General features: G+C 41.5%; 16 protein-coding genes and 3 tRNA genes. 8 read left to right on the top strand and 11 right to left on the bottom strand.

Annotation, left to right across the window (positions count from 1 at the left end):
• Nucleotides 1–313: 313 nt before the first annotated feature.
• From J4856_RS11170 to J4856_RS11145, 6 genes are all read right to left on the bottom strand, one after another.
• Complete coding sequence (locus tag J4856_RS11170; protein ID WP_025838554.1) at nt 314–967, bottom strand: YiiX/YebB-like N1pC/P60 family cysteine hydrolase; 654 nt, start codon at nt 965–967, stop codon at nt 314–316.
• Nucleotides 968–1,076: 109 nt separating this feature from the next.
• On the bottom strand, nt 1,077–2,468 hold the full coding sequence (gene asnS, locus J4856_RS11165) for an asparagine--tRNA ligase (RefSeq protein WP_025838555.1): 1,392 nt from the start codon (nt 2,466–2,468) through the stop codon (nt 1,077–1,079).
• A 139-nt stretch (nt 2,469–2,607) separates the two neighbouring features.
• Entirely contained in the window at nt 2,608–4,155 is a 1,548-nt protein-coding gene (locus J4856_RS11160) for a pseudouridine synthase (protein ID WP_065367716.1), read from the bottom strand.
• A gap of 132 nt (nt 4,156–4,287) precedes the next feature.
• The gene (gene purB, locus J4856_RS11155; protein ID WP_025838558.1) at nt 4,288–5,634 is read right to left on the bottom strand and encodes an adenylosuccinate lyase; all 1,347 of its coding nucleotides are present in this window, start codon (nt 5,632–5,634) and stop codon (nt 4,288–4,290) included.
• 157 nt (nt 5,635–5,791) lie between these two features.
• A tRNA-Val gene (locus J4856_RS11150) sits at nt 5,792–5,866 on the bottom strand.
• A 48-nt stretch (nt 5,867–5,914) separates the two neighbouring features.
• Nucleotides 5,915–5,989: transfer RNA gene (locus tag J4856_RS11145), tRNA-Val, on the bottom strand.
• A 980-nt stretch (nt 5,990–6,969) separates the two neighbouring features.
• Here J4856_RS11145 and J4856_RS11140 point away from each other — a divergent pair.
• The 3 genes from J4856_RS11140 (at nt 6,970) to J4856_RS11130 (ending at nt 10,409) form a co-directional block, all read left to right on the top strand.
• Nucleotides 6,970–7,404, top strand: a complete 435-nt coding sequence (locus J4856_RS11140) for an HU family DNA-binding protein (protein WP_025838560.1) — start codon at nt 6,970–6,972, stop codon at nt 7,402–7,404.
• Between the two features lie 547 nt (nt 7,405–7,951).
• Complete coding sequence (locus J4856_RS11135; protein ID WP_025838562.1) at nt 7,952–8,440, top strand: outer membrane protein; 489 nt, start codon at nt 7,952–7,954, stop codon at nt 8,438–8,440.
• Between the two features lie 307 nt (nt 8,441–8,747).
• Nucleotides 8,748–10,409, top strand: coding sequence for an IS1182 family transposase (locus J4856_RS11130; RefSeq protein WP_065367651.1), 1,662 nt, complete (start codon nt 8,748–8,750; stop codon nt 10,407–10,409).
• Nucleotides 10,410–10,499: 90 nt separating this feature from the next.
• Here the strand turns inward: J4856_RS11130 and J4856_RS11125 are convergent.
• Nucleotides 10,500–10,581: transfer RNA gene (locus J4856_RS11125), tRNA-Leu, on the bottom strand.
• A 292-nt stretch (nt 10,582–10,873) separates the two neighbouring features.
• Here J4856_RS11125 and J4856_RS11120 point away from each other — a divergent pair.
• Nucleotides 10,874–11,371 (top strand): hypothetical protein, encoded by a 498-nt coding sequence (locus J4856_RS11120; protein WP_234967332.1) that lies wholly within the window; start codon nt 10,874–10,876, stop codon nt 11,369–11,371.
• Nucleotides 11,372–11,408: 37 nt separating this feature from the next.
• On the opposite strand, the gene J4856_RS11115 is transcribed toward J4856_RS11120, so the two are convergent.
• The 4 genes from J4856_RS11115 to J4856_RS11100 form a co-directional block, all read right to left on the bottom strand.
• Nucleotides 11,409–12,446 (bottom strand): S41 family peptidase, encoded by a 1,038-nt coding sequence (locus tag J4856_RS11115; protein ID WP_025839979.1) that lies wholly within the window; start codon nt 12,444–12,446, stop codon nt 11,409–11,411.
• A complete protein-coding gene (locus J4856_RS11110) occupies nt 12,443–13,279 on the bottom strand; it encodes a DUF3316 domain-containing protein (RefSeq protein ID WP_025839978.1) in 837 nt (278 codons plus the stop codon). The genes J4856_RS11115 and J4856_RS11110 overlap by 4 nt, the downstream gene beginning before the upstream one ends.
• Before the next feature lie 157 nt (nt 13,280–13,436).
• The gene (locus tag J4856_RS11105) at nt 13,437–16,163 is read right to left on the bottom strand and encodes a DNA gyrase/topoisomerase IV subunit A (RefSeq protein ID WP_065367717.1); all 2,727 of its coding nucleotides are present in this window, start codon (nt 16,161–16,163) and stop codon (nt 13,437–13,439) included.
• 810 nt (nt 16,164–16,973) lie between these two features.
• The gene (locus tag J4856_RS11100; RefSeq protein ID WP_065367707.1) at nt 16,974–18,854 is read right to left on the bottom strand and encodes an IS1634 family transposase; all 1,881 of its coding nucleotides are present in this window, start codon (nt 18,852–18,854) and stop codon (nt 16,974–16,976) included.
• A 342-nt stretch (nt 18,855–19,196) separates the two neighbouring features.
• Here J4856_RS11100 and J4856_RS11095 point away from each other — a divergent pair, with 342 nt between their 5' ends.
• The 4 genes from J4856_RS11095 (at nt 19,197) to J4856_RS11080 (ending at nt 24,604) form a co-directional block, all read left to right on the top strand.
• Nucleotides 19,197–20,744: a glycine--tRNA ligase gene (locus J4856_RS11095; protein WP_025839833.1), complete on the top strand. Its 1,548-nt coding sequence runs from the start codon at nt 19,197–19,199 to the stop codon at nt 20,742–20,744.
• A gap of 110 nt (nt 20,745–20,854) precedes the next feature.
• Complete coding sequence (gene bamJ, locus J4856_RS11090; RefSeq protein WP_025839834.1) at nt 20,855–21,550, top strand: BamJ family beta-barrel-assembly machinery protein; 696 nt, start codon at nt 20,855–20,857, stop codon at nt 21,548–21,550.
• A 234-nt stretch (nt 21,551–21,784) separates the two neighbouring features.
• Nucleotides 21,785–23,206 carry an MATE family efflux transporter gene (locus J4856_RS11085; RefSeq protein ID WP_025839835.1) on the top strand — a complete coding sequence of 474 codons (1,422 nt, stop codon included), beginning with the start codon at nt 21,785–21,787 and terminating at the stop codon, nt 23,204–23,206.
• A 315-nt stretch (nt 23,207–23,521) separates the two neighbouring features.
• Nucleotides 23,522–24,604 (top strand): OmpA family protein, encoded by a 1,083-nt coding sequence (locus J4856_RS11080; RefSeq protein WP_025839836.1) that lies wholly within the window; start codon nt 23,522–23,524, stop codon nt 24,602–24,604.
• Nucleotides 24,605–24,856 lie beyond the last annotated feature (252 nt).

Raw genomic sequence — 24,856 nt, 5'->3', positions numbered from 1 at the left:
TTGCGATAAATGGGTGAGACCTGTTTCTTACAATTAGTTAAACCAATCTGATTCGGGAAGTTATTTCCGACTTATCTTTCCCATAAAATCTGATACGGTACTGTGGAAGTTTATTTTGTTGAAAATAAATTTGCTGTCATTTCTGTCATTCTAAATAACATTTTAAGTACTTGTCACACTGTGTTCTAGGGCGAAATGTTAAAATGACAGCAAATGATTTTAAAACTTATATTGTTATTACAGCTTATCTTTTGGGGAGTGTTGAGGTGTTTTGAAAACCTCTCAGATGGATAGTTTCCCCAGAGATTAATCTTCAAAATGCATAGGTAACCTTTACAGCCTTATCACGTGATAGCTGCCCAGGGTTAGTGCCGGGTTCTCCTTCGGGTACTTCACGATGATAGAAGGCATAGAATTGAGTCCAAGCATCCAAGATTTTTCCGTTGTTATCGTGGAAGGACATCGGGATTGTTGAGAAAATAGGTAAGCCGTGGTGATCGACAAATGATTTCTGAATCAATTCGCTACAATAGATTTCTTTGTCATCGGGCATGTAGAATCGGTCGTATGGTCGACCAAGATAGCTTAATGCTCGCTTCATAGAAGTATTCATGTCACAATCGACAATTACTCTACCTACAGCAATGTGCGGTTTTTCATCTTTCCATTTTGAACGATCAAGGAAGTTGGTAAGAGGAGTAAGTGACACCACTTTGCCATAAGCTTCTAAAGCATAATTGGCACTATCCGTATGATGGAAGATTGCCACGTGGTCAATCTTTAGTCCGTTAATGCCCTGTGTTGCATCTGTAATAGGGTTGCTTGTTTCCTTCACAACGAACATGAGGTCGCCCTCATGCAAGTTACGTAACGATATGTCCTCGTCTTGGAAAGATTCAGTAGAGCAGCTTACTAAGAGAATAAGGCACAGTAAGAGAAGGTTTGATTGGATTCTTTTTAGTTTCATGATAATTTATTTTTATGTACGTGTTATGTTTAAGTTTCGTCGGGAGTGTTCTTATAGGTAAATAAAAAGCGACTATCTTTTGGAGGATAGTCGCCTTTTGTTCTTATGTTTAGAACTCTGCGTTCTTTGGAGTACGTGCGAATGGGATTACATCACGGATGTTCTGCATACCAGTAACGAAGAGGATGAGACGCTCGAAACCGAGACCGAAACCACCATGTGGGCAGGTTCCGTACTTACGAGTATCAAGGTACCAGTCGTAAATCTCACGCTTCATACCACGGCTTTCAATCTCCTGAACCAGTTTGTCATAGTTCTCCTCACGGACAGAACCGCCGATAATCTCACCGATACGTGGGAAGAGAACATCAGTACCCTGCATTGTCTTGCCGTCCTCATTCTTCTTCATATAGAATGACTTGATTTCACTTGGGTAATCGGTCATAATAACAGGACGCTTGAAGTGTTCCTCAACGAGGTAACGCTCGTGTTCACTGCTGAGGTCCATACCCCAGTGAGTGATAGGGAACTCAAACTTCACACCGTCAGCAGCAGCTTTCTGAAGAATCTCGAAACCTTCTGTGTAAGTAAGACGAGCAAAGTCTTCCTTCAATACACCCTCCAAACGAGCGATAAGCTCCTTATCAATCATCTTGTTGAGGAACTCAAGGTCGTCCTTACAGTTCTCCAATGCCCAACGAACGCAGTACTTGATGAAATCTTCCTCAAGGTCCATCAGTTCATCCTTGTCGATGAAAGCAACCTCAGGCTCAACCATCCAGAACTCTGCCAAGTGGCGCGGAGTATTTGAATTCTCTGCACGGAAAGTAGGACCGAAGGTGTAGATAGCACCAAGTGCAGTAGCACCTAACTCACCCTCCAACTGTCCAGACACCGTGAGGTTTGTACGCTTTCCAAAGAAGTCAGCACTATAATCAACCTCACCGCCTTTTGCAACACGATCAAGGTCGAGTGTTGTTACCTGGAACATGTTACCAGCACCCTCAGCATCACTACCCGTAATCAGCGGAGTATGGAAGTAATAGAATCCATGATCGTGGAAATACTTATGGATAGCGATTGCCATATTGTGACGAATGCGGAACACAGCACCGAAGGTATTGGTACGAAGACGCAGGTGTCCATACTTGCGCATGTACTCAAAACTCTGTCCCTTCTTCTGCATAGGGTAGTCGCTTGGGCAGAGACCGTAGATTTCAATCTCCTTACACTGAATCTCTGAAGTCTGACCAGCACCTTGACTCTCTACGAGCGTACCAACAACGCTGATACAAGCACCCGTAGTGATACTCTTCAGTTCTTCTGCATCGATAGATGATGGGTCAACTACAACCTGAATGTTCTTAATTGTAGAACCATCATTCAGTGCGATGAAGTCAACAGCCTTGCTACTTCTATGAGAACGAACCCAACCCTTTACGTTGATATCTTTACCAAAATCGGTGCAAGCAAGTGCATCGACGACTTTTGTTCTTTTCATTTGCTATATTGTAATTAGGTACTCCCCAAATCTTTCAAAAGGAGAGGAATATTGTTTGACAACTTTTTAATGCTTTGATAGTAGCATTGTCTGGTTGCTCATATCTTCTTCTTTTGAGAGCTTTGGGGAGGTTACTATTTTATTCAAACGCACCCATACGTAGCATATCAACTTCCTTCTCAGTGAGGAAGCGCCAATCACCACGACGTACATTCTTCTTTGTCAGACCAGCAAACTGTACGCGGTCGAGTTTTACGACGCGATAGCCGAGGCTCTCGAAGATACGACGTACGATGCGGTTCTTGCCGCTGTGAATCTCAATGCCAACCTGAGTCTGATCCTGTGGGTCAGCATACTCGATTGCGTCAGCCTTGATCTCACCATCTTCCAACTCAATACCGTCAGAAATCTTCTGCAAGTCATTAGCTGTAATAGCCTTATCAAGGAATACGTGATATACCTTCTTCTTCAAGAACTTAGGATGAGTAAGTTTTGAAGCGAGGTCGCCATCGTTAGTGAGGAGTAGTACGCCAGTTGTGTTACGATCAAGACGACCAACTGGGTAGATACGCTCTGGACAAGCACCCTTTACGAGGTCCATAACAGTCTTGCGCTGCTGTGGGTCATCGCTTGTGGTTACATAATCCTTTGGTTTGTTCAGAAGTACATAAACCTTCTTCTCCAATGAAACAGGCTTCTCTTGGAAGAGTACCTCGTCAGTGCGCAGAACCTTGCTACCTAGTTCTTTTACAACCTCGCCATTTACGGTAACTGCACCTGAAAGGATGAACTCATCAGCCTCGCGACGTGAACATACACCTGCGTTAGCAAGATATTTGTTCAAGCGGATTGGCTCATTAGGATCGAAGTTTTCCTCCTTGTATTCAATGCGCTTCTTGAGTGAATACTTTGCATGTGGATCATAATCGGCACTGTGCTGACGGTAACCACCCTGGTTGTATCCGCCACGGTTGTTATAGCCTCCGCGATTATTATTGTATCCACCACGGCTTTGGTATCCACCACGATTGTTATTATATCCACCACGGTTATAGTTGTATCCGCTACGATTCTGGTAACCACCCTGCTGGCGTGGTTGGTATCCACCCTGGCGTGGCTGATAACCGTTTTGATTTGCTTGGTAGTTGTTATTCTCTTCGCCCTCGGCACCATTGTTTGCGTTGTAACGTGGACGATAAGCCTGAGGCTGGTAGCCATTTTCATCGTTGTTGTAACGTGGGCGATAGCCACCCTGCTGTGGACGACTTTGGTATCCGCTACGGTTCTGGTATCCACCCTGCTGACGTGGCTGGTAACCACCTTCCTCACCATTACTATTGTAACGTGGGCGATAGCCACCTTGCTGTGGACGGCTCTGATAGCCGCCTCGGCTATTGTTATATCCGCCACCATAGCTGTTCTGACGTGGACGATAGCCTCCCTGCTGAGGACGACCTGCACTCTGCAAGCCAGAGCCGAAGCCCTCAGGACGGAATCCGCCTTCGTCATTGCTACTATTAGCCTTGTCGCTGCTGTAAGCACGCTGGCTGTGAATACGTGGGCGCTGTGTGCGTCCTGTGCCACGGTACTCTCTTTGATAGCCGCCTTGTTCGGCTGCTGAATAGCCTTCGCGGCTGTTCTCATTCTGCTCAGACTGAACTTCTTTGTTCTCGAATTCTTCTGCCATAATTGTTTAACTTTGAATTTGATACTACTGGCCTCACGGCCAATTTATTATTATTATTTTTATTGGTTATTAAAATATAGAACTCCTTTTACGGAGATACTCAGTTGAAATCCTTTTGTTTTATAGGAGTTATTAAATTCCTGTATAGTTGTATGGGGTTATAGCCATTAGCTCGGCTTTCACGCTGTCGCTGACATTGAGTGTCTGTATAAAGGCGTGTATCGTTTCCTCTGTCATCTTATTGTTTGTGCGTGTGAGAGCCTTTAATGCCTCGTAAGGATGTGGATAAGCTTCACGGCGCAAGATGGTTTGAATAGCTTCTGCTACAACTGCCCATGTATCATCAAGATCCTCTTTTAACTTTTCTTCATTGAGAATGAGTTTGCGAAGACCCTTTAATGTACTTTGAATTGAGATAATGCTATGACCTATAGGGACTCCGACGTTACGCAAAACAGTTGAGTCTGTAAGGTCGCGCTGCAAACGACTTACTGGTAACTTTTGTGCCAAGAACTGTAGAATAGCATTTGCTATTCCGAGGTTGCCCTCACTATTCTCAAAGTCAATTGGGTTCACCTTGTGTGGCATTGCACTCGAACCAACTTCTCCAGCTTTAATCTTCTGCTTGAAATACTCCATAGAGATATACATCCAGAAGTCACGATCAAGGTCGATGATGATGGTGTTGATTCGACGGATAGCATCAAAAATACTACCTAAGTGGTCGTAGTTGCTAATCTGTGTTGTCCATTGCTCACGCTCTAATCCTAATTTCTCACTGACAAAGCGATTGCCAAAGGCACGCCAATCATGCTGTGGATAAGCTACGTGATGTGCATTGAAGTTGCCTGTCGCACCACCAAACTTTGCTGTCAACTTACAGTTACGCAAGGTAGCAAGCTGCTCACTGAGACGATAGACATAAACCTCAACCTCCTTGCCCAGTCGGGTAGGAGAGGCAGGCTGACCATGTGTCTTTGCCAGCATTGGAACATCATTCCACTTTTCTGCATACTCCTTCAGTTGAACTATCAGTTCTTCAACTTGTGGGTAGAATACCTCTTCGAGCGCTTCCTTTACGGACAATGGCACGCTTGTGTTGTTGATGTCTTGTGAAGTGAGTCCGAAGTGGATGAATTCCTTGTAATCATCGAGTCCGCCAATCTTGTCAAACTCTTCTTTGATGAAGTATTCAACAGCCTTAACGTCATGATTGGTAACGTTCTCAATCTCCTTTACACGTGCAGCTGAAGCTTCATCAAAATTACGATAAATGTCTCGCAACTGTTCGAAAAGAGCACTGTTAAAGCTTTTCAGTTGTGGTAAAGGTAACTCGCAAAGCGTGATGAAATACTCAATTTCTACACGAACACGATAACGGATAAGTGCATACTCTGAAAAATAGTCAGCTAGGCATTCCGTTTTACTTCTATATCGCCCGTCAATAGGTGATACGGCTGTTAATGCGTCAAGGGTCATAATGTTATTTATTAATATGGTGCAAATTTAAGAATAAAATCAGTAATAGCGCAAATAATAATAATAATAAAATCAAAAAAGGATGCAGATAAGACTCAATAAAACAAAAAAGACTTCACAACAATGTTGCAAAGTCATCATCTTTAAGTTTTAAAGGTGGGCGTTGACGGATTCGAACCGCCGACCCTCTGCTTGTAAGGCAGATGCTCTAAACCAGCTGAGCTAAACGCCCTTTAAAAATCCCCGCAATCCCGATGAGATTACAGGGATACACCCCTAGTGGGCGTTGACGGATTCGAACCGCCGACCCTCTGCTTGTAAGGCAGATGCTCTAAACCAGCTGAGCTAAACGCCCCTTACTCTTGTAAGGCGAGTGCAAAGGTAAGGAAAGTTTTTTATTCTCGCAAACAAATGGCAAATAATTTAGTTGAAAATCTCGTTTTAGCTTGCTGTTATGAGCCTTTCTTCTTCAGTTCACTTATCTCTTACGAATTATTTTGATGGAAATAGTTTGATGGTGATGGCTTGTTGTCTCGGTAATGTACCTTATAAATAGGTAGATTTTCTTATGAATGAGTAGGCTGTTTATCTCCTTTTTAACTTCTTCCATTAGATGTATAGATTGGAAATAGAATAAAGACTTATACACTTGTATGGTATTGCTATCGCAAAGTAGATGGGCTTTCAAAAGGAGCAAGCTACAAGATAAATGCTAATAGATATGATGTCTAACTGTTTTCTATAAACAACTTATTTCCATATTAATCTGATATTGTCAACTATTTTCGTGTGACTCAAAACCAAGACATGCTCTTTTGGCTTCTGAAAGACGCTTAATTGACTTGCAATAGGTGGTGCCCTTTTGAGGTCTCACTAACGCCCTTTTGAAGTCCAATTAGGCACCTTTTCTTACGTTACTCTATAACTAATTGATTTCCTGTTGGTTGCAGGCCTGTTCTTTGTACGTGTTTTTATCCTTATTTATAGATGTCTTGTTTGAAATTATGTAATAATTTTTCAAACTCTTGCCTATATAATTAATGTGTTAAAATAAAAGGATTTTCTATGTCAGAAGGTGATAATAAAATAGGTAGTTTGATAGCCTTAGCTATGATTTCTTTAAAGAGTAGTTCTGTTTTTTCTATTAAGGGAACTACAAAAAACATCCATACATTTAACGGAAGAATCAATTTCTACTTATAATATGATTGTTTGCTTTGTTAGTAGATGGAGTAGTTTGTTTTCGTAAAATAGTTTATTTTGTTTTGCATGAATTGTTTATTTTGATTATATTTGCATCGTTTTATATAATTAGGAACGATAAAGTAGAAGATTATGTCAGTAGAAATAAGATTGGAACAAAGCAAGTTTAAGGATAAAAAAGGGGCTGGTAAATGGTATGCTCGTACTGTTAGTACTGGAGTTGCAACAACCGATGACCTTGCAGATTCCATTCAGGAGAATACGTCGTTCTCACGTGGTGATGTGCGAGGACTTGTCATTGCTTTGATAGACGAAATCTCTTACCGGCTTCGTCAGGGCGAAACGGTAGCACTTGAGGGTTTAGGTCGATTCCATCTGACGGTAGAGAGTGAGCCAGTTGACAATCCTGATGACTTCGATATTAAGAAACATGTAAAGAATGTAAAGTGTCGTTTCGTTCCTACCAGTACACGAAATGCTCGTACAGGAAAGAAAAATCAGACCCTTGCTTATGGTGCACGTGTGGAGTGGGCAGAGCCTGAGTATGATGATGAAGACGAAGATTAATTCCCTTCCATAAAATGTGTTGGGGTTAACTTACATTTTATAATATTTCTCTTATCTAACCGTATAAAGTCAATCGTTTTTATTTTCTCGTGAAATAAAAGAATTAGTCATAATCTCGCAGTACTGTTTGATGGTGACCTTTCGTTTATATAGATAATAAGCAAACTGAAAGATGGTGATTATCATTTAGTCTTTAGAATATTTAATGACAGTTCTTTGTTGGTCTTATTTTCGTAAAATTTGTGCTAATTTCTTTGGTATTAAAAATATTTTATGTATATTTGCACTCAGTAATACAACGCATCCTCTATTCATACGGATTGAAATAGAACGTGTATGAGGTTAGGAATTGTTTATCGCAGATATAATAAGAAATTTAAAACTATTAGGGATAATACTCTAAAAATCCTTTTATATTAAGGACAGATTTTGGTTTTTCGTTATTCTTTAATCAAACATAATAAGCTGATAGGTTTTTATAACCATTCTTTTTGTAAGATGTTCTCAATCTAAATAAACTTATTTTTTAACATAACAATAATTAGAAATGAAAAAACTTTTACTTTTAGTATGTGCAGCAGTTATGAGTCTTTCTGCTTCAGCACAGGCAGGCGATAAGGCACTCGGTGCACAGCTCTTATTTGGTTCAAAGACAAACAACATCGGTCTTGGTGTTAAGGGTCAGTACTACTTCACAGATCAGATTAGAGGTGAGGCTTCTTTTGACTACTTCTTCAAGAATCAGGGTATCTCAATGTGGGATATCAATGCAAATGTTCACTATCTCTTCGACGTAGCAGACAAGTTTAAGGTATATCCAGTTGCTGGTCTTGGCTATACAAACTGGTCATACAAGTATGAAATTCCAAATGTTGCTGTAATTGAGGGTTCAGACGGTCGTCTTGCTATTAACCTCGGTGGTGGTGCAGAGTATGAACTTACTAAGGACTTGAGCGTAAACGCTGAGTTGAAGTATCAGATTATTAGCAACTACAACCAGTTGCTACTTGGTGTAGGTGTAGCTTACAAGTTCTAAATATATAAGGTAGGTCCTAAAAGTCTATGTCAGTCATCAGCTGTTTGGTTGAGTTTGATAGATAGTTTTAGGGACTTATCTGTATAAAATAAATCGGTTCGTTAGAAAAAGTTCTTGGTAATTTTCTAATGAACCGATTTTTGTTTATATCCATTCCTCCTCAATAGAATTAAGACTTATAAAAAGAAAGAGGGTGTGTCAAAATGTACACATCCTCTTTTTTATGCACAAAGCCCCGACTTTCTCAAGCCAGGGCTTTGCTATTTCCTAAAGTTTTTGTACCTTTAGGCATTAAAAAAATCTCATTATGACAAAGATACACTTTCGTTCTTACATACACAAGAAAATGATTCTTTTTCCTCAAAGAATCGATAAGGATATCGCAGAAGATGCCCCTGTTCGTCTTTTAGACGCCTTGGTGGATAATCTTATGTTGGATAATGTCTACAAACTTTATAAGCCCAGTGGTCGCAAGCCTTATCATCCACAAATGATGCTTAAGGTGATTCTTTACGCCTATATGAATAATATCTATTCCTGCCGTCGTATAGAGTCACTTCTCAAGCGTGACATTCATTTCATCTATCTGGCAGGATATGAGCAGCCTGATTTTATTACCATCAATCGTTTTCGTAATCGTGTGAAAAAGGAAATCAACAATATATTCACACAAGTCGTATTAGTACTTGCAGCCAAAGGTTTGATAAGTCTTGACGTTGAATATATTGACGGCACAAAAATAGAATCGAAAGCTAACAAGTATACCTTCGTTTGGAAGAGAACCGTGGAAAAGAACCGCACCAAGTTGCAGGAACAAATACGCACACTCTTGCTTCAGGTTGACGATGTCATTGCGCAGGATAATGCCGCTAAGAAAGAAGGTATTGAGTTCACTGCAGCTCTGCTTGATGAGATATCCGAGGAATTGAACAAGTCTTTGGAATCAATCCCTAAACCTAAGACAAAAGAAGAGAAGCAGGCTGTTAGAACCAAGAAAAAACAGCTTAAAGAACTTGAGAAGAAACGTAATAAACTCCAGGAGTATGACCAACACCTTGAGATTATGGGAGAGAGAAACTCCTACAGCAAGACCGACCCTGATGCCACGTTTATGCACATGAAGGAGGACGCTATGCGGAACGGACAGACTAAGCCTGGATATAATCTGCAGATAGCAACGGAGAACCAGTTTATCACCGACTTTGCACTCTATGCCAATCGTACCGATACACTCACACTACCTTCTTTCTTGGAGTCTTTCAAATCACGCTATCATCGTTATGCCAAGACAGTCGTAGCCGATTCAGGGTATGGCTCCGAGGAGAATTATCTGTTCATGGACGTACATAATATGGAAGCCTATGTGAAGTATAACTACTTCCATAAAGAGCAGCGTCCACGCTACACACCTAACCCATTCAGTCCCGCAAGCCTTTATTATAATAAGGAACAGGATTTCTACGTCTGCCCTATGGGACAGCACATGAGGCGTATAGGTATGAAGCGTTCCCTAACCTCTAATGGATTCGTTACTTACAGCGTACGTTATCAGGCAGAACACTGTGATGGTTGTCCGTTGAGAGGCTCATGTTTTAAGGCAAGAGGGAACAGAATTATAGAAGTAAACCACCAACTACAGCACTATAAACAAAAGGCACGGGAACTACTGACCTCGGAAGAAGGCATCAAGCATCGAGGACGAAGGTGCATAGAACCTGAAGCTGTTTTTGGACAAACAAAATATAATAAAGCCTACAAGAGGTTTAGGCATTTTGGGAAAGACAAGGTCAACATGGACTTTGCATTCTTTGCCATTGCCTTTAACATAGGAAAAATGTGCAGAAAAACTAATCTCAAGGAACTAAAAGCCATTATGGAGGTACTTTTAGTCACCTTCAGATGCTCTATACAAGTTTATATAGGCTATTTAAAGACCAATAAATCATTTTATATGAAATTAGCAGCATAGCTATAGTAAATAATGATTTATATGGTAGACAAGGTAAAGGGGGGGGGTAAAAAGAGGATGTGTCCATTTTGACACACCCTCTTGTTTTAGTGCGCCTAACAGGACTCGAACCTGCACAACGTAAGTTACTAGATCCTAAGTCTAGCGCGTCTACCAATTCCGCCACAGGCGCATAACGACTGCAAAGATACGCAATGTTTTGGACATAGCCAAATGTTTGGGGATTTCTTTTCTTTTATACACCTTTTCTGCCTATATGATTTTTGTTAGTAAATAATCTTATACTATTTGTTTATGAGTGAAATTAAATATATATCTTTGCGAAGAAGGTTTGGTTGCTAAATAAAATATCTCCTTGAGTTCTAATGTTATCACGATACCTTATGAGAATGAAAGGGCTGTTTTTACGAATAACCGACTATGATTTTAACAATATTATTTCTTTAACTAACTAACGATTGATAATGAAAAAGGCATTATTAACTGTTTTATGCCTGGGAGTTTTGTATGCGTCAGCTTCTGTGGTTTACAATGGTGCTGGTGAAACTGGCGTAATTATGAGGCAGAATACAGTCTCTGTTAAGGCTACTCCTACCAAGAATGCTTTGAGTAAAGATGAGCGTGCAGCTATCTCACTTATTACGTCTATGTATAACACAAAAGGCTTTGATAATACTGCATACCTGAAGAGGCACTGTACAAAGAAGTTACTGAAGGTGTTGAAGGCTGCGTATGATTATGAATATGATCCACTTCCAAATGCTTATGCAGGCTGGTTGTTCCGCTCTGGTGCCCAAGATGGACCGTCTAATGCACATAAGGTTCTGCGTGTTGTGAGCCTTGGTAACAACTGGTATCAGTATACTTTCTTGGATATGGGCATAAAATGTACCAATAAAGTAAAGGTTATCAAGGTTGGTAACAAACTGTTATTTGACGAGATTAAACAAGGTAAAATATAAAACTTAGAGTTTCTTCAGAACCTCCCAGTCCTTCCTTTTAGATGGATTGGGGCTTGGGAAAGGTCTTTATCATCTTCCTTGCAAACTCAATAATAGTATCTTTGCCTCGTGCGAAGTCGTCGGGAGTGAGGGAAACTTTATAGTCTGGGTCAATACCGAACTCCGTCATTTGTTTGTCACGGTCGTACATTGGGCAAGCAGAGAAGCGCACAGCCCATCCATTGGGTAGCTCGGAAGAGAAGGGCATACCAGCTCCACCACCTGTACGGTCGCCTACTACAATAACATTTGGGCAGCACTTCATATATTTAACAAACTCATTTGCTGCCGAGAAGACGCTGCGATTGGTCAGTACGATGACTGGCTTTTGCCAACGGATACCCTTTCCAGGCTTGAGATATTCTGGTTGTAACGCAGAGAAGTCGTTATGACCTTTTCCTGTTTTATGCTGTATGTAGCCAACGAGTAGTTCCTTGTTTGTGAAGCGTGCAGCAAATGCTTCGGCATTGGTGAGATTACCACCTCCATTGTTGCGCACGTCGATAATCAGTCCGTTACAAGGTTGAAGATGAAGGAATATATCGTCAAGATTGCCTGCTCCAATAGCATTCTGGAAGGTTTCACAGCGTACATAACCGATGTTATCATCAAGGACAGTATAGTCTAAGCCACTTGCAATGAGGTAATCAGTCTTAAGATAAAGACGTTGAAGCGTATCTGAGTAGTTCTGAGGATAGTTCTCATGCCATGACCAATAGCGTCCTACGTTGAAAGAGGTGTACAAATTGACGTGTCCATCCTTTAGTTCAGAGAGCATATTAGTCATTACTTCGAACTGTTGCTTGGCAGTCATAGAGTTGTCAAACTGTTTTGCATAGCGGTTATGTATCTCCTGCCAGTCAATTCCTTTCTGAGCGAAGAAGCAGTAATGCTCGTCTATAATCTTCCACAAAGCTTCAAAGTTGCCTTGAGGACTATCTGATTGCTGGTCGTTGGTGACACAGCTTGTTATAATACCGAGTAGGGTCAGTGCAGGAATCAGTAAGTATAGGACGGAATGATATAGCTTTCTCATGGGATGAACTTATTGATTGAGAATTTACGAACAATACCGAAAACAAAGAGATTACTCCACACATGCTGGCGCAGTTGGTTAATCTTTGCCTGCTGATAGTCGCCAAGGTAACCAATGCGGAATGTCGTATGACGAATCGTAAAATCGAAAGTAAGCAGCTGACGGAGCGATGGGGCAGATGTAGGAGTTGTGACAACAAGATTATGATCATAGTTGTCACGAGTAAATATCTCGTAATAACTCTGTCCGTAATTGGGAGAGAATGTTAGTCCGAGAATTGGTACTTGCACTTCATATCGCAGCAGGAAAGGAATCTTTCGTAGGTGGAAACGATAGGCTGCAATGGCATTCGGTGCAATATTCACTTGTGCGTAAGCCTGTGCAGGATTGTTTGAGTTGCGAGTGTTGTAAAGGAAACCAAGTCGAGTATCAAATCCTCCACCAGCTTTTAGGAGTAATTCTCCTTCACCAATATTCCATTTTTGAAGCGCATACTGCCAATTGTATTGGAAGTTATAGAATCCACCCAACTCATTGTTATTTTCTTTTCTATTATGTACTGACAGTAGCTGCGCTTGGTGTATGAGTTCTCTTGATAGTCTGCTGCCATTCTCACGTTCAGAATGAGAGATGTAACGAAGTTCTGTTCCCGTGTATTCCTCAGGTGAGAGGTAGGTATCAAGGATGTTTGCAGCACCAATACCAAGCATCTGTGTGTTCGTAATCACCTTACTACTGCGTAACGTATCTTGTGCAAAAGAAGGCGTTGACGTAGCGAAAAGTGTTATAGCTGAAAAGAAAATACAGCTAGATATGTATTTCTTTAGGTTCATAGGCTTGATTAAAATTGTTAGTAAAAAACGTAGGTCAAATAGATATCTGTGTAATCGTTTATTCGATATGTAGCTATGTTATTGATAAATAGTTGTTTGAATGTGGGAACGTATGCAGTGTACGTTCCCTTTTTCAATTTGTTATTTATTCTGTTGCTTATTCATTGTCAAAGAGGTTTAGCTGTCCGGTAATCTCATCGATGACCTGTTGTTGAGATTTCCCTGCATCTGGGTCGAGATTCTCTTCCTTTTCTGCAGCTGTAGAGCTCTCCTCCTGTGCGTCATCTTCATTGTTCTCGTCATCTGCTTTCTCCTCTTCAGGGAAGCGTGTTGGCTCCAGTTCTTCAATCTTGTCAACTGCCCAAGTTGTCAATCGTTTACCCTTTGCCTTGAATCCCTTCACGCCAACAAACTGTTCTGCATCAATTTCCTCAGTGCCACGTGCCGCATCAGCACCACCATAAGTAATCTGTATGCGAGGGAAGGCGACGTCGGTCAGCAGTACCATCTGCGAATCAGGATTATCTCCGATGAAGTTCTGATGACGCTTACTTGCTTCCATCTGGAATCGCTTCAAGTAAGGATAACCTTGATTGTCGGCATCGAAGATGATAGCTGTCCAAGGCTTATCAGCATCAAACTTCTCTATGCGGAGAATGTTATCTTCGTAATGGTTGGATGCGTCAAAGTTGGTAATATAGAACTCTCCGTTCTTAAGTATCACAAGGATGCTGTCTTGATCAGAGAACTCTCCAAGGTAACGACCATGGTCTTCGTAGTTGATACGGTTGACATCTGGGTCGAACCACACCTTACGTCCACCCAATGTAGAATGTCCGTGGCTCTTGAGAGAGATACGATGGATACTCTCTTTGGTCAGCAGATTACCCTTTGCAGCACGCCCCTTGATGAGGATGCTAGCAAAGTCACGCTCCATAAAGATATTTTGCTTCTTCTTGTCTGGGTTCGGGTCGAGAGTGATCTTTATCAACTCCGCCTCACCATTAGGGTTGGCTGTGAAGTAGTTAATCTTTGAACCAGGTGTACCGAGGGTTACGTCATATTCCTTATCACGTGTGATAGAAGTCACGTTGAAGCGTTTGATATAGTAAGGTCCCGTCTTCCCGTCACGATAAACTACGTTATAAATCGTGCGCTTGTCATTCTTCTTAAACACCTGTACGTGAAGAACTCCCTTACCCACAAACACCTTTTCGGCAATTCGGATGACCTTGTATTTTCCGTCACGATAGAAGATAATCACGTCATCAAGGTCGGAGCAGTTCTGCACGAACTCAGCCTTCTTAAGGCCTGTGCCAATGAAGCCTTCCTGACGATCAATATATAACTTCTCATTCGCATCAACGACCTTTGCAGCAACAATCGTGTCAAAGCTCTTAATCTCTGTACGACGTGGATGATCGCTTCCGTATTTTTCTTTCAAGTGTGTAAACCATTCAATAGTGACACGTACCATCTCACTGAGGTCCTTGTCAATCTCGGCAATCTCTGCCTTAATCTTCTGAATCAGTTCGTCAGCCTTATCCTTATTGAACTTCAAAATGCGCTGCATCTTGATTTCCAAAAGACGGATGATGTCGTCACGTGTTACCTCACGGATAAATGTCTTCTTGTAAGGCTCGAGCTTTGAATCGACGAAGGTGACTACTTCGTCAATGTCCTTAGCCGTCTCAAATTTACGCTCCTTATAAATGCGGTCCTCGATGAAGATACGTTCCAAAGAATTATAGAACAACTGTTCCTCTAATTCATGCTTACGGATCTCCAATTCTAACTTTAATAAAGCCTTCGTATGTTCGGCAGAATTGCGCAATACATCTGATATAGTCAAGAACTCTGGTTTGTTGTCTCGGATGACACAGCAGTTTGGCGAAATGTTTATCTCGCAATCAGTGAAAGCATAGAGGGCATCAATAGTCTTGTCGCTTGACGTACCTGGGGTAAGATGAAGTTGAATCTCCACCTCAGAAGCAGTCATGTCCTCTACTCTGCGAATCTTTAGTTTGCCTTTCTCAACAGCCTTAGTAATAGACTCTTGAAGTGTGTTAGCAGTCTTTGTAAAAGGAACCTCACGGATGACGAGAGTTTTATTATCGAGCTTCTCTACCTTTGCACGCACCTTCAGAACACCACCACGCTGACCATCATTATACTTTGATACATCAATGCTACCGCCTGTTGGGAAGTCTGGATAGAGGTTAAACTCCTCACCACGCAGATAGTTGATAGCTGCATCACAGATGTCGTTGAGGTTATGTGGAAGAATCTTGGATGACAAGCCAACCGCAATACCCTCAGCACCCTGTGCCAAAAGCAGCGGGAACTTTACCGGAAGCGTAATTGGCTCTTTGTTTCTGCCGTCGTAAGAAAGTTGCCATTCTGTTGTCTTCGGATTGAATACAGTCTCTAAGGCAAACTTAGACAGGCGCGCCTCAATGTATCGTGGCGCAGCAGCACGGTCACCAGTGAGAATGTTTCCCCAGTTACCCTGCATGTCGATGAGTAGGTCTTTCTGTCCTAACTGCACCAAAGCGTCACCAATAGAGGCATCACCATGTGGGTGGAATTGCATCGTATGACCTACGATGTTTGCCACCTTATTGTATCGTCCATCATCCATTCGTTTCATAGAGTGGAGAATACGGCGTTGTACAGGTTTCAAGCCGTCCTCGATATGAGGTACAGCGCGTTCTAAGATTACGTAGCTGGCGTAATCCAAGAACCAGTTTTTGTACATGCCAGAGAGATGGTGTACGGCAGAGGCGTCAAACCTATCGGCTGGTTTATAATCAGAATGGGAATCCTGTTCCTGAGTCTCTTCCTCAGGAGTCTGTCCATCCAAGTCTTTTATTTCGTCATCCATATAGTTCTTGTTTTATCACTTAAAGAAGCGAGCTTCATAAGACTGCAAATGTACGAAAAAAAATGCAAATAGGCAAATTCTACCTTTATTCAAGCTTAGGATATGGTTTCTATAGTTCAGACAGCTGTTGTTTCGTTTCTGCCATCGCATTATCTCTGTGTTTGTTGGTCGTTAGCATAAAGGCAGTATTTGGTTTCTTCTAATGCTCTTCGTCCTCTACACGTTTGGTGTTGAGCCTCCGCACAGTTGGTGTTTACGCCCAGCACTATCTGTGCGGGGCGTCCGCACAATAGCAGAAGGGGGATGAGAAGCTTCTTGTTGTTAACAAGCTTGTTACCTTCGTTTACGTGATAATAAGGCGTAGTAGGTAAAAAGAAGGAAATTAAGCACTATGGTTTATCGCTCTTTGTGCCATCGGTACCTCTATTATATAGCGTATAACTTCGTACCTCCCTTTCTCTGTGAGCAAAATAATATAGGGAGATTTACCTTAATCGCTTAAAATCTTGGTAGAAAAAGTCTATAACAATTAGCTATTTTCTTTTTACGAGACAACTCACAAACTTAATTTCCTGTCATTCCTGTCACTTGTGATAGGTGCTTAACTTATTATATCTCAGTAAGATGTATGGAATGTTAAAAGTGACAGCAACATAAAAATAAAACTATCCTTGTATTTTGTGCGCTAATATCTTTCTTATTAGGGGATACTTGTTATCCCAATGTTTGAAATTGCTTTTTTATCATTAACCCAAGTTTAACCCCCACTTTCGCCTATTCCTGGCAGTCATCGTACTTTCCTCGTTTTTCTTATGGGCTCTGTGTCCTACAAATTTTATTCTTTTTGTATGGTGAGTGTTTTAAGTTCAACTTATCGTATATCTGTTTTGCTTGCTTCGAAGGACTACTACATTGGCGCATCTCGATGTTCTCACCTAATGGATTCTTCCCTTTTGTTGTGACGAGCTTCTGGGTGCTCATACGTCGTACAATCTCGGTCCAGTAACAGGATTCTCCTTCTCGTTTTAATTGACAGCGGATGGTGTTTACCACCCAATAGGCTAATAAACCGAAGAAGAGGTGTGCGTCGCTTCGCTCATCTTTCTGATGATAGATAGGACGGAGGTTGAGGTCATTCTTTAGTTGCCTGTTTGTACATTCTATCTCACGAATGAGATTGTAGTATTCCCATGTCACACGCTCATCAAGTGTCCTGATATTGCTGCGGAGGAAGTAGACTCCGTGACCGGACTCCATTGCCGAGAGGTCTTTTATCTCCCAGTCTACGCGCAGCATCTGCTTGGGTTTCTTCTCATCTTTTATGTAGCTTATCTGATAGAACTTCGCTATAGATGGGTACTTCTGTATGGCACGTCCTGTACGTTCAACAACCTTTTCATAGGTTTTTGTTCCACCTTTCTTGGAGATTCCATCGTTTATTCTCTTCAGTTCCATCTCAAAACGCTCTCTCCAGACCCTGTTCATAGACGACTCTGTCATAGCTTTCGAAGGAGATGTTATTTCGAGATAATAATCCTTGTCATCTTCTGTCTTAACCTCTTTCAGCGTTATTTTCTGCCGACGGGCATCCATTACCGTAACACTCTTGTTATCATCACTGAGCGTATAGTCCTTCATCTTTGTACGGGATACGCAGAGATAATTGTAACCTTTTCTTTTGATCAGCTCCAAGTTCTCTTCCGTGGCAACACCTGCATCCATGACAACGAGCGTATCTTTTGTCCGTGATGGATTCCTCTTTGCTAACGTATCAATCATATTGGGCAGAGACTTAGGGTCTGCTGTATTACCCTCCAAGATAGAAGAATAACGTATAAAACCTTCTTTATTGATACATAGTGCAAGTACAAGTAGCTTACAGTCAGAGCGTTTTTCTTTTGATCGGCCGAACTTGGCCTTGTTGCTGTTACGCTTGCTGCCCTCGAAATAGAAGTTGGTTAAGTCGAAGAGCATCAACTTGTTGTCTATATTAAAGAGATCGTCAGTAACGTTGCACAGATGACGCTCTAACTGTTCCTTTAGTTCATATAATTTGTCAGTGACTTTATACAGAGAATTGATTCCTGGTGTCCAGCCAGGAACTCCACTATAAAGTTCACCAGCAGCCGAGTTATCACGCAAATAATAATAAGACGAACGTTCAGAAACAGCATATACTGTGCGAACAATCAATGCTGACAAAGCTGTGTGTATTGTATTCTCCGTCCAGCCGTTTTTGCGCAGGAAACCCTCTAATTGCAGTTTGTCTATCGTCTGCTTGCAGAGCCACTCAGCACCGACATTCCTTGCGTCAGTATATTTTGCCGTCTCAAGGTCAACGTAGTTCTCATATTTTCTCAGCGACTTCTGCTCTTCCTTGTTAAACCTATCAATTCCACCTTCGTTCTCCATACGGCTCCACCATTCATCAGCCTTTACCTGTTCAATAGGAGTAAGTCCGTCAAGATGTTCCTTGAAAAGCGAGGGTGTACTTCTGTTTTTGAAGCGTTCGGTAAGTGCGTATGCAATTTTTCGAACCTGTACGGCTGTAAGTGAAGGCTCGAACCCGATGTTCAACAGAATTAGCGAATGTACATGACCCTGCACGTCACGATATGACTCCTTAATGCGATAATAAGGAGCCATGTCGCCTGTTGCAGGGTTGAATCGTGTCTGTACATTTGCGTGCATGAGTGCAAAGTAACAAAATAATTTTGATATGACGGTGTCCTACAAATCAGATTTTACTCCTCGTTACAATACCCTATGCCTGATTATCAGTCTTTTATGAAATTAATACCACATAAAACATCCCGAAAATTTATGAAAAATATTTTACCGGTTAAACTTGGGTTAACCTTTTGTGTTCCTATTTCACGTCTTTTTCCGATTGAGCCAATTATAGGGTCTCAAACAACTCTTCAGTAAGGCTTGAGAAAAATCGATTTAGGCGAAAGTTTCGCAGTAAACCTGTTCTTATTCGGCTAAAAAAGCGTAACTTTGCGTCAAAAATTAAGGTATAATTAGATTATTATGGCACAAGAGGATGTTTTCAAGAAGATTGTTAGCCACTGTAAAGAGTATGGCTTTGTCTTCCCAAGTAGTGATATTTATGATGGTTTAGCAGCTGTTTATGATTATGGTCAGAATGGAGTTGAGTTGAAAAACAATATCAAGCAGTATTGGTGGCAGTCAATGGTATTGTTGCATAGTAATATTGTTGGTATTGACGCCTCTATTTTCATGCACCCAACAGTATGGAAGGCCAGTGGTCATGTTGATGCTTTTAACGACCCATTGATTGACAACCGCGATTCAAAGAAGCGTTATCGTGCTGATAACCTTATCGAGGATCAGATTGGTAAATACGAGGAGAAGATAGAGAAGGAAATAGCTAAGGCTGCTAAGAAGTTTGGAGATTCTTTCGACGAGGCTAAGTTCCGTGAGACAAACCCACGTGTTCTTGAAAATCAGAAGAAGCGTGACGATCTTCACGCACGCTATACTGAGGCTATGCAAGGACCAGACTTGGAGGCTTTGAAGCAGATTATTCTCGACGAGGGTATTGTAGATCCAATCAGTGGTACAACTAATTGGACAGATGTTCGTCAGTTTAATCTTATGTTCTCTACTGAGATGGGTGCATCTGCTGAAGCTACTAACAAGATTTATCTGCGTCCAGAGACAGCGCAGGGTATCTTCGTAAACTTCCTCAACGTACAGAAGACTGGTCGTATGAAGTTGCCTTTCGGTATCTGTCAGATTGGTAAGGCATTCCGTAACGAGATTGTTGCACGTCAGTTTGTCTTCCGTATGCGTGAGTTCGAACAGATGGAGATGCAGTTCTTCTGCCAGCCTGGAACTGAAATGAAGTGGTTTGAATATTGGAAGAAGCATCGTCTGGCATGGCACGAGGGCCTTGGTATGGGCGATGATAACTATCGCTTCCACGATCATGAGAAGTTGGCTCACTATGCGAATGCTGCAACTGATATCGAGTTCCATATGCCATTTGGCTTCAAGGAGGTTGAGGGTATTCACTCACGTACTAACTTTGACCTTTCTCAGCATGAGAAGTACTCTGGCCGTCAGATAAAGTACTTCGATCCAGAGCGCAATGAGAACTATACACCATACGTTGTAGAGACATCAATCGGTGTTGACCGTATGTTCCTTTCTGTTATGTGTCACAGCTATACAGAGGAGGCTTTGGAGAATGGTTCAAGTCGTGTTGTTCTGAAGTTGCCAGAGCCATTGGCACCTGTTAAGTGTGCCGTTCTGCCTTTGGTTAACAAGGATGGTCTGCCAGAGAAGGCACAGGAGATTGTGAATAGTCTGAAGTTCCATTTCAATACACATATGGAGGCTAAGGATTCTATCGGTAAACGTTACCGTCGTCAGGATGCTATAGGTACTCCTTTCTGTGTGACGGTTGATGGTGATACGCTGACCGACAACACTGTAACATTGCGTTATCGTGATTCAATGAAGCAGGAGCGTGTTCCAGTTGAGAAGCTGCGTGAGATTATTGAAGATCGCGTTTCTATCACTGCTCTGCTAAAGAAGATTGATATTGACTAATTGAAGGAAGGGTAGTAGAGTTGAGCTTTTTGACTTTATAGAAATTCAACATAGGGCGTAGCGGCTATGTGATAGAACTCTGCTATCCTTTTCTTATTAAATAAAAGACTATGACAAAGAATTTAAAGACGCTTATTCGTCGTGCAGCAGGTATCTTCTGCTTGGGTGGAATAATACTTTCAATGGGTTTCTTCACGTCATGTACTGAGAAAGATAATACTGTCGAGGAATTTGCTGATTGGCAGTCGAAGAATGACACCTACTGGAATAAGCTCTATACCACTACGCAACAGAAAATTAAGAGTGGAGATACTTCTTGGAAGATAATACTTAATTATACCTTCCAAAATCAAAAGCAAACTTCAGGCTCAGCATTGACTTATAGTCCGGAGAATTATATCATTGCACATGTTGAGCAGGCTGGAACAGGAACAACAAGCCCGTTGTACTCTGATTCTGTGTCTATGCATTATATGGGTAGATTGATTCCATCAACAACTTACACCTCAGGGCTTATCTTTGATAAGTCATGGTCAAGTGATACCTTTAATGCAACAACATCTCGTCCAAACCATAGTAGCATCGGTCTTAGCTATGATGCTCAAGGGAAGTCGGCGAGCCTTGTAGATGGTTTTACAACAGCTTTGATGTCCATGCATCGTGGTGACCATTGGACTGTTTATATTCCTTATCAGTTGGGTTATGGTGCGACCTCAGCAGGTTTAGTTCCAGCTTATTCAACATTGATATTCGACTTGCGACTGGTAGATTTCTCTCATCCAGATACGAAGTTGAAAGATTCATAAACAAGGAATAACGTCATAGTTCTTTCGAAAGGTTTGTGTAACCTTTGGTATTATGTGTAGGGACATAAGTTTCCGTCTGTTCGTTTTAGAAATAACAACGAACAAACGGAAGCGAGGTTCCTATTTTGCTTTGCAGCATACGAGGCTTTCTTCTGAGAAGTTTTATGTTAGCAGACTCGCTATAGCAGTCGCTGTATTATTTGGTTTCTATTATTCAGATATTATAATTTCCCTGTGCGTATATCCTTCAATAAATCCGTAACTGAAAGTCTTCTTGCTAAGATTCGTAGTGGTGAGGTAATGAGCAGGAATGAAAAGTTTAATCTCATTATCCAACTCAGTATTCCATCGATCTTGGCACAGGTGACAACGGTCTTGATGTTTTATATTGATGCGGGAATGGTGGGTTCATTGGGTGCAGAGCCATCAGCAGCGATTGGGCTAGTTGAACCAGCAACATGGTTGTTCTTCTCTTTGGTGGCTGCTGTGACAATGGGTTTCTCTGTGCAAGTTGCTCATTTTATTGGTGCGAACGACTTTGCCAAGGCACGTGCAGTCATGCGTCATGGCTATGTGTTTGGTCTTTGCTTTTCATTTCTCCTGTTGCTTATCACTTTTCTTATCGGTTTTCAGCTACCTGTGTGGTTAGGTGGTGGTGCTGATATCCAGCATGATGCAACTTGTTATTTTCTGATTTTTTCCCTAATAATTCCTTTCCACCTTATTGAATATATGTCGGCTGCCATGCTGAAGGTGTCAGGTGACATGCGACGTCCGAGCTTCATGTCTATATTGATGTGTGTGTTGGATGTTATTTTCAACTATTTCTTTATCTTCCCTACACGCACGATTTCAGTCTTAGGAATGGAAATGACAATGCCAGGTCTTGGTGCTGGAGTGACGGGTGCAGCCCTCGGGAGTCTTTTGTCTTTCATCTGTGTTGCATTGCCGTTAGCTTATTATGCCATCTTCCGTAGTCCAATTCTGGCGTGGAAGCTGGATGTTGAGCGTTTTGTTTGGCGTTGGCAATATGTTTGGAATGCAATGAAGATAGGAGCGCCGATGGCATTGCAATATCTTCTTATGAATGGGGCACAGCTTGTTTCGACAATGATAGTTGCCCCTTTAGGTAACATCTCAATCGCTTCTCATTCCTTTGCGATTACGGCCGAGAGTCTCTGCTATATGCCAGGATATGGTATTAGCGAAGCCGCTACGACGTTGGTGGGGCAGAGCGTGGGGGCTGATAGGCGAGATTTGTACCGTAGTTTTGCATGGATGACGATCTCACTCGGTATGGTCGTGATGGCATTCATGGGTGTTATTATGTATATATTTGCACCTGAGATGATTGGTTTGTTGTCTCCTGTTACTGATATTCAAATTTTAGGAACATCCGTACTTCGCATAGAAGCCTTTGCAGAACCTTTCTTTGCAGCAGCAATCGTTGCTTATAGCGTATGTGTTGGAGCGGGTGATACGCTGAAACCATCCTTGATAAACTTAGGTAGTATGTGGCTCATTCGTCTTACATTAGCCTATGCGCTTGCATCACAATATGGTCTTCGTGGTGTATGGTTTGCAATGGCTGTGGAGCTTTCTCTGCGTGGAATGATGTTTATTTTCTATCTTTTTAGGCGTTTAAAAAAGACCTAATACGTGTTGTTATATTATATAAATAAGGTGAAAAGCAAGATGTCTTAATGCAGTTTTATATAATATGAGGTGAGAAAATGTAGGTTTAATTATTTTTTATACCATTCTCTCAGAGACAAAAATAAAACCACAGAACAACTCTATTTAGCATATTTTATTGTCCAAAAGAGTGAAAAAGATGTTGAAAAAGCACTTTTTTGCTAAATAATTAGTTTTTTTTCTATGAAATAATGTAGTCTATTCAAAAAAAGTGCTATCTTTGCAAACCGAATTTAATTAAGTCGCTAAAATTAACAGAATTAATATTAAGCATTTATGAAAAAGTTTTTGATTGCACTTTCGATGCTCGCTATGGGTATCACAAGTACACAGGCTCAGGTAGCTTACGAGAAGGCTAAAGCATTTGACAACATTTACCTCGGCGTTGAGGGTGGTGTTATGGCTCCTCTTGATCTTAGTCGCGTAACTCCTCTTAACGCAGCAGCTGGTCTTAAGCTCGGTAAGCAGTTTAGCCCAGTTTATGGTGCAAACCTCGAGGGTCTTGCAGTCTTCGGTGATAACCGTTGGCAGACAGGTTCTTTAGGTTTCTCTCACAGTCACACAATTGTTCGCGCCATCAACCTCGGTTTGAACGGTACTATTAACTTCACAAACCTTTTCTGCGAGTACAACCCAGATCGTCGTTTCGAGGTAGGTGCTGAGGCAGGTATCGGCTACTGGATTACTTATGGTGACAAGCATATCATCCAGACTAATAACACTGGTGATGATACAGAGTTGACAGCTAAGACTGGTCTTACTTTCGCTTACAACCTCGGTGAGAAGAGAGCTTGGCAGCTTTATGTAGAGCCAGCTGTTCTCTGGAACCTTACACACGGTCCTGGCGATGCTATTCAGTTCGGTAAGCACGCAGCTCAGCTCGGTCTTTTCGTAGGTCTTAACTACAAGTTCAAGACTTCTAATGGTACACACAACTTCAAGGTTTGGAATGTTGGTGAGTTGAATGATGAGATTAACTCTCTCCGTGATCAGCTTAATGCTAAGCCAAAGGAGGTTGTTAAGGAGGTTGTTAAGGAAGTTGTTAAGGAGGTTCCTGTACAGACAGCTCAGACTCTCTGCATTGACAACTTGGTATTCGTAACATTCGCTCAGGGCAAGTACTTCCTCACAAACGAGGCTAAGAAGGCTCTTGATGATGTTAAGGAAGGTCGTCACGTACAGATTATCGGTACAGCTTCTCCAGAGGGTTCTAAGGCATTCAACGATCGCCTCTCTCAGAACCGTGCAGACGTTGTTGCTAAGTATCTCCAGAGCCGTGGTGTCATCGTTGATGAAGCTAAGGGTCAGGGTGTACAGGGCGTAACTTCTAACCGTTTGGCTGTTGTTTACGTTAAGTAATTAAGCTACCAATTAGCTAACCTTAATAAGGTTGGTTGACTGAAATAATAAACAGGGATGAATCTTTAAGGTTTGTCCCTGTTTTTTTATGTCTTATTTTATTCGTTTCTTACCTAATTATACTTTATTTATCTGTGTAAGAAAAAATATATCGAGCTGTGAAACAGAGTTTCATTTGTAAATTAGACCATAAATAATAGAATACCTCTCTGTTTTATTTTGCCCTTTAATCTATTTAGCGTACCTTTGCAT

Origin of the sequence: Prevotella scopos JCM 17725 (assembly GCF_018127785.1) — a bacterium.
Taxonomy (GTDB): Bacteria; Bacteroidota; Bacteroidia; order Bacteroidales; family Bacteroidaceae; genus Prevotella; species Prevotella scopos.
This window is presented reverse-complemented; position numbering and strand designations above follow the sequence as displayed.

Coding starts and splice junctions, on each gene's coding strand:
- J4856_RS11160 (WP_065367716.1), bottom strand. CDS start 4,155: ATGGCAGAAGAATTCGAGAACAAAGAAGTTCAGTCTGAGCAGAATGAG.
- J4856_RS11105 (WP_065367717.1), bottom strand. CDS start 16,163: ATGGATGACGAAATAAAAGACTTGGATGGACAGACTCCTGAGGAAGAG.
- J4856_RS11135 (WP_025838562.1), top strand. CDS start 7,952: ATGAAAAAACTTTTACTTTTAGTATGTGCAGCAGTTATGAGTCTTTCT.
- J4856_RS11115 (WP_025839979.1), bottom strand. CDS start 12,446: ATGAGAAAGCTATATCATTCCGTCCTATACTTACTGATTCCTGCACTG.
- J4856_RS11120 (WP_234967332.1), top strand. CDS start 10,874: ATGAAAAAGGCATTATTAACTGTTTTATGCCTGGGAGTTTTGTATGCG.
- J4856_RS11095 (WP_025839833.1), top strand. CDS start 19,197: ATGGCACAAGAGGATGTTTTCAAGAAGATTGTTAGCCACTGTAAAGAG.
- J4856_RS11170 (WP_025838554.1), bottom strand. CDS start 967: ATGAAACTAAAAAGAATCCAATCAAACCTTCTCTTACTGTGCCTTATT.
- J4856_RS11110 (WP_025839978.1), bottom strand. CDS start 13,279: ATGAACCTAAAGAAATACATATCTAGCTGTATTTTCTTTTCAGCTATA.
- bamJ (WP_025839834.1), top strand. CDS start 20,855: ATGACAAAGAATTTAAAGACGCTTATTCGTCGTGCAGCAGGTATCTTC.
- J4856_RS11130 (WP_065367651.1), top strand. CDS start 8,748: ATGACAAAGATACACTTTCGTTCTTACATACACAAGAAAATGATTCTT.
- asnS (WP_025838555.1), bottom strand. CDS start 2,468: ATGAAAAGAACAAAAGTCGTCGATGCACTTGCTTGCACCGATTTTGGT.
- purB (WP_025838558.1), bottom strand. CDS start 5,634: ATGACCCTTGACGCATTAACAGCCGTATCACCTATTGACGGGCGATAT.
- J4856_RS11140 (WP_025838560.1), top strand. CDS start 6,970: ATGTCAGTAGAAATAAGATTGGAACAAAGCAAGTTTAAGGATAAAAAA.
- J4856_RS11080 (WP_025839836.1), top strand. CDS start 23,522: ATGAAAAAGTTTTTGATTGCACTTTCGATGCTCGCTATGGGTATCACA.
- J4856_RS11100 (WP_065367707.1), bottom strand. CDS start 18,854: ATGCACGCAAATGTACAGACACGATTCAACCCTGCAACAGGCGACATG.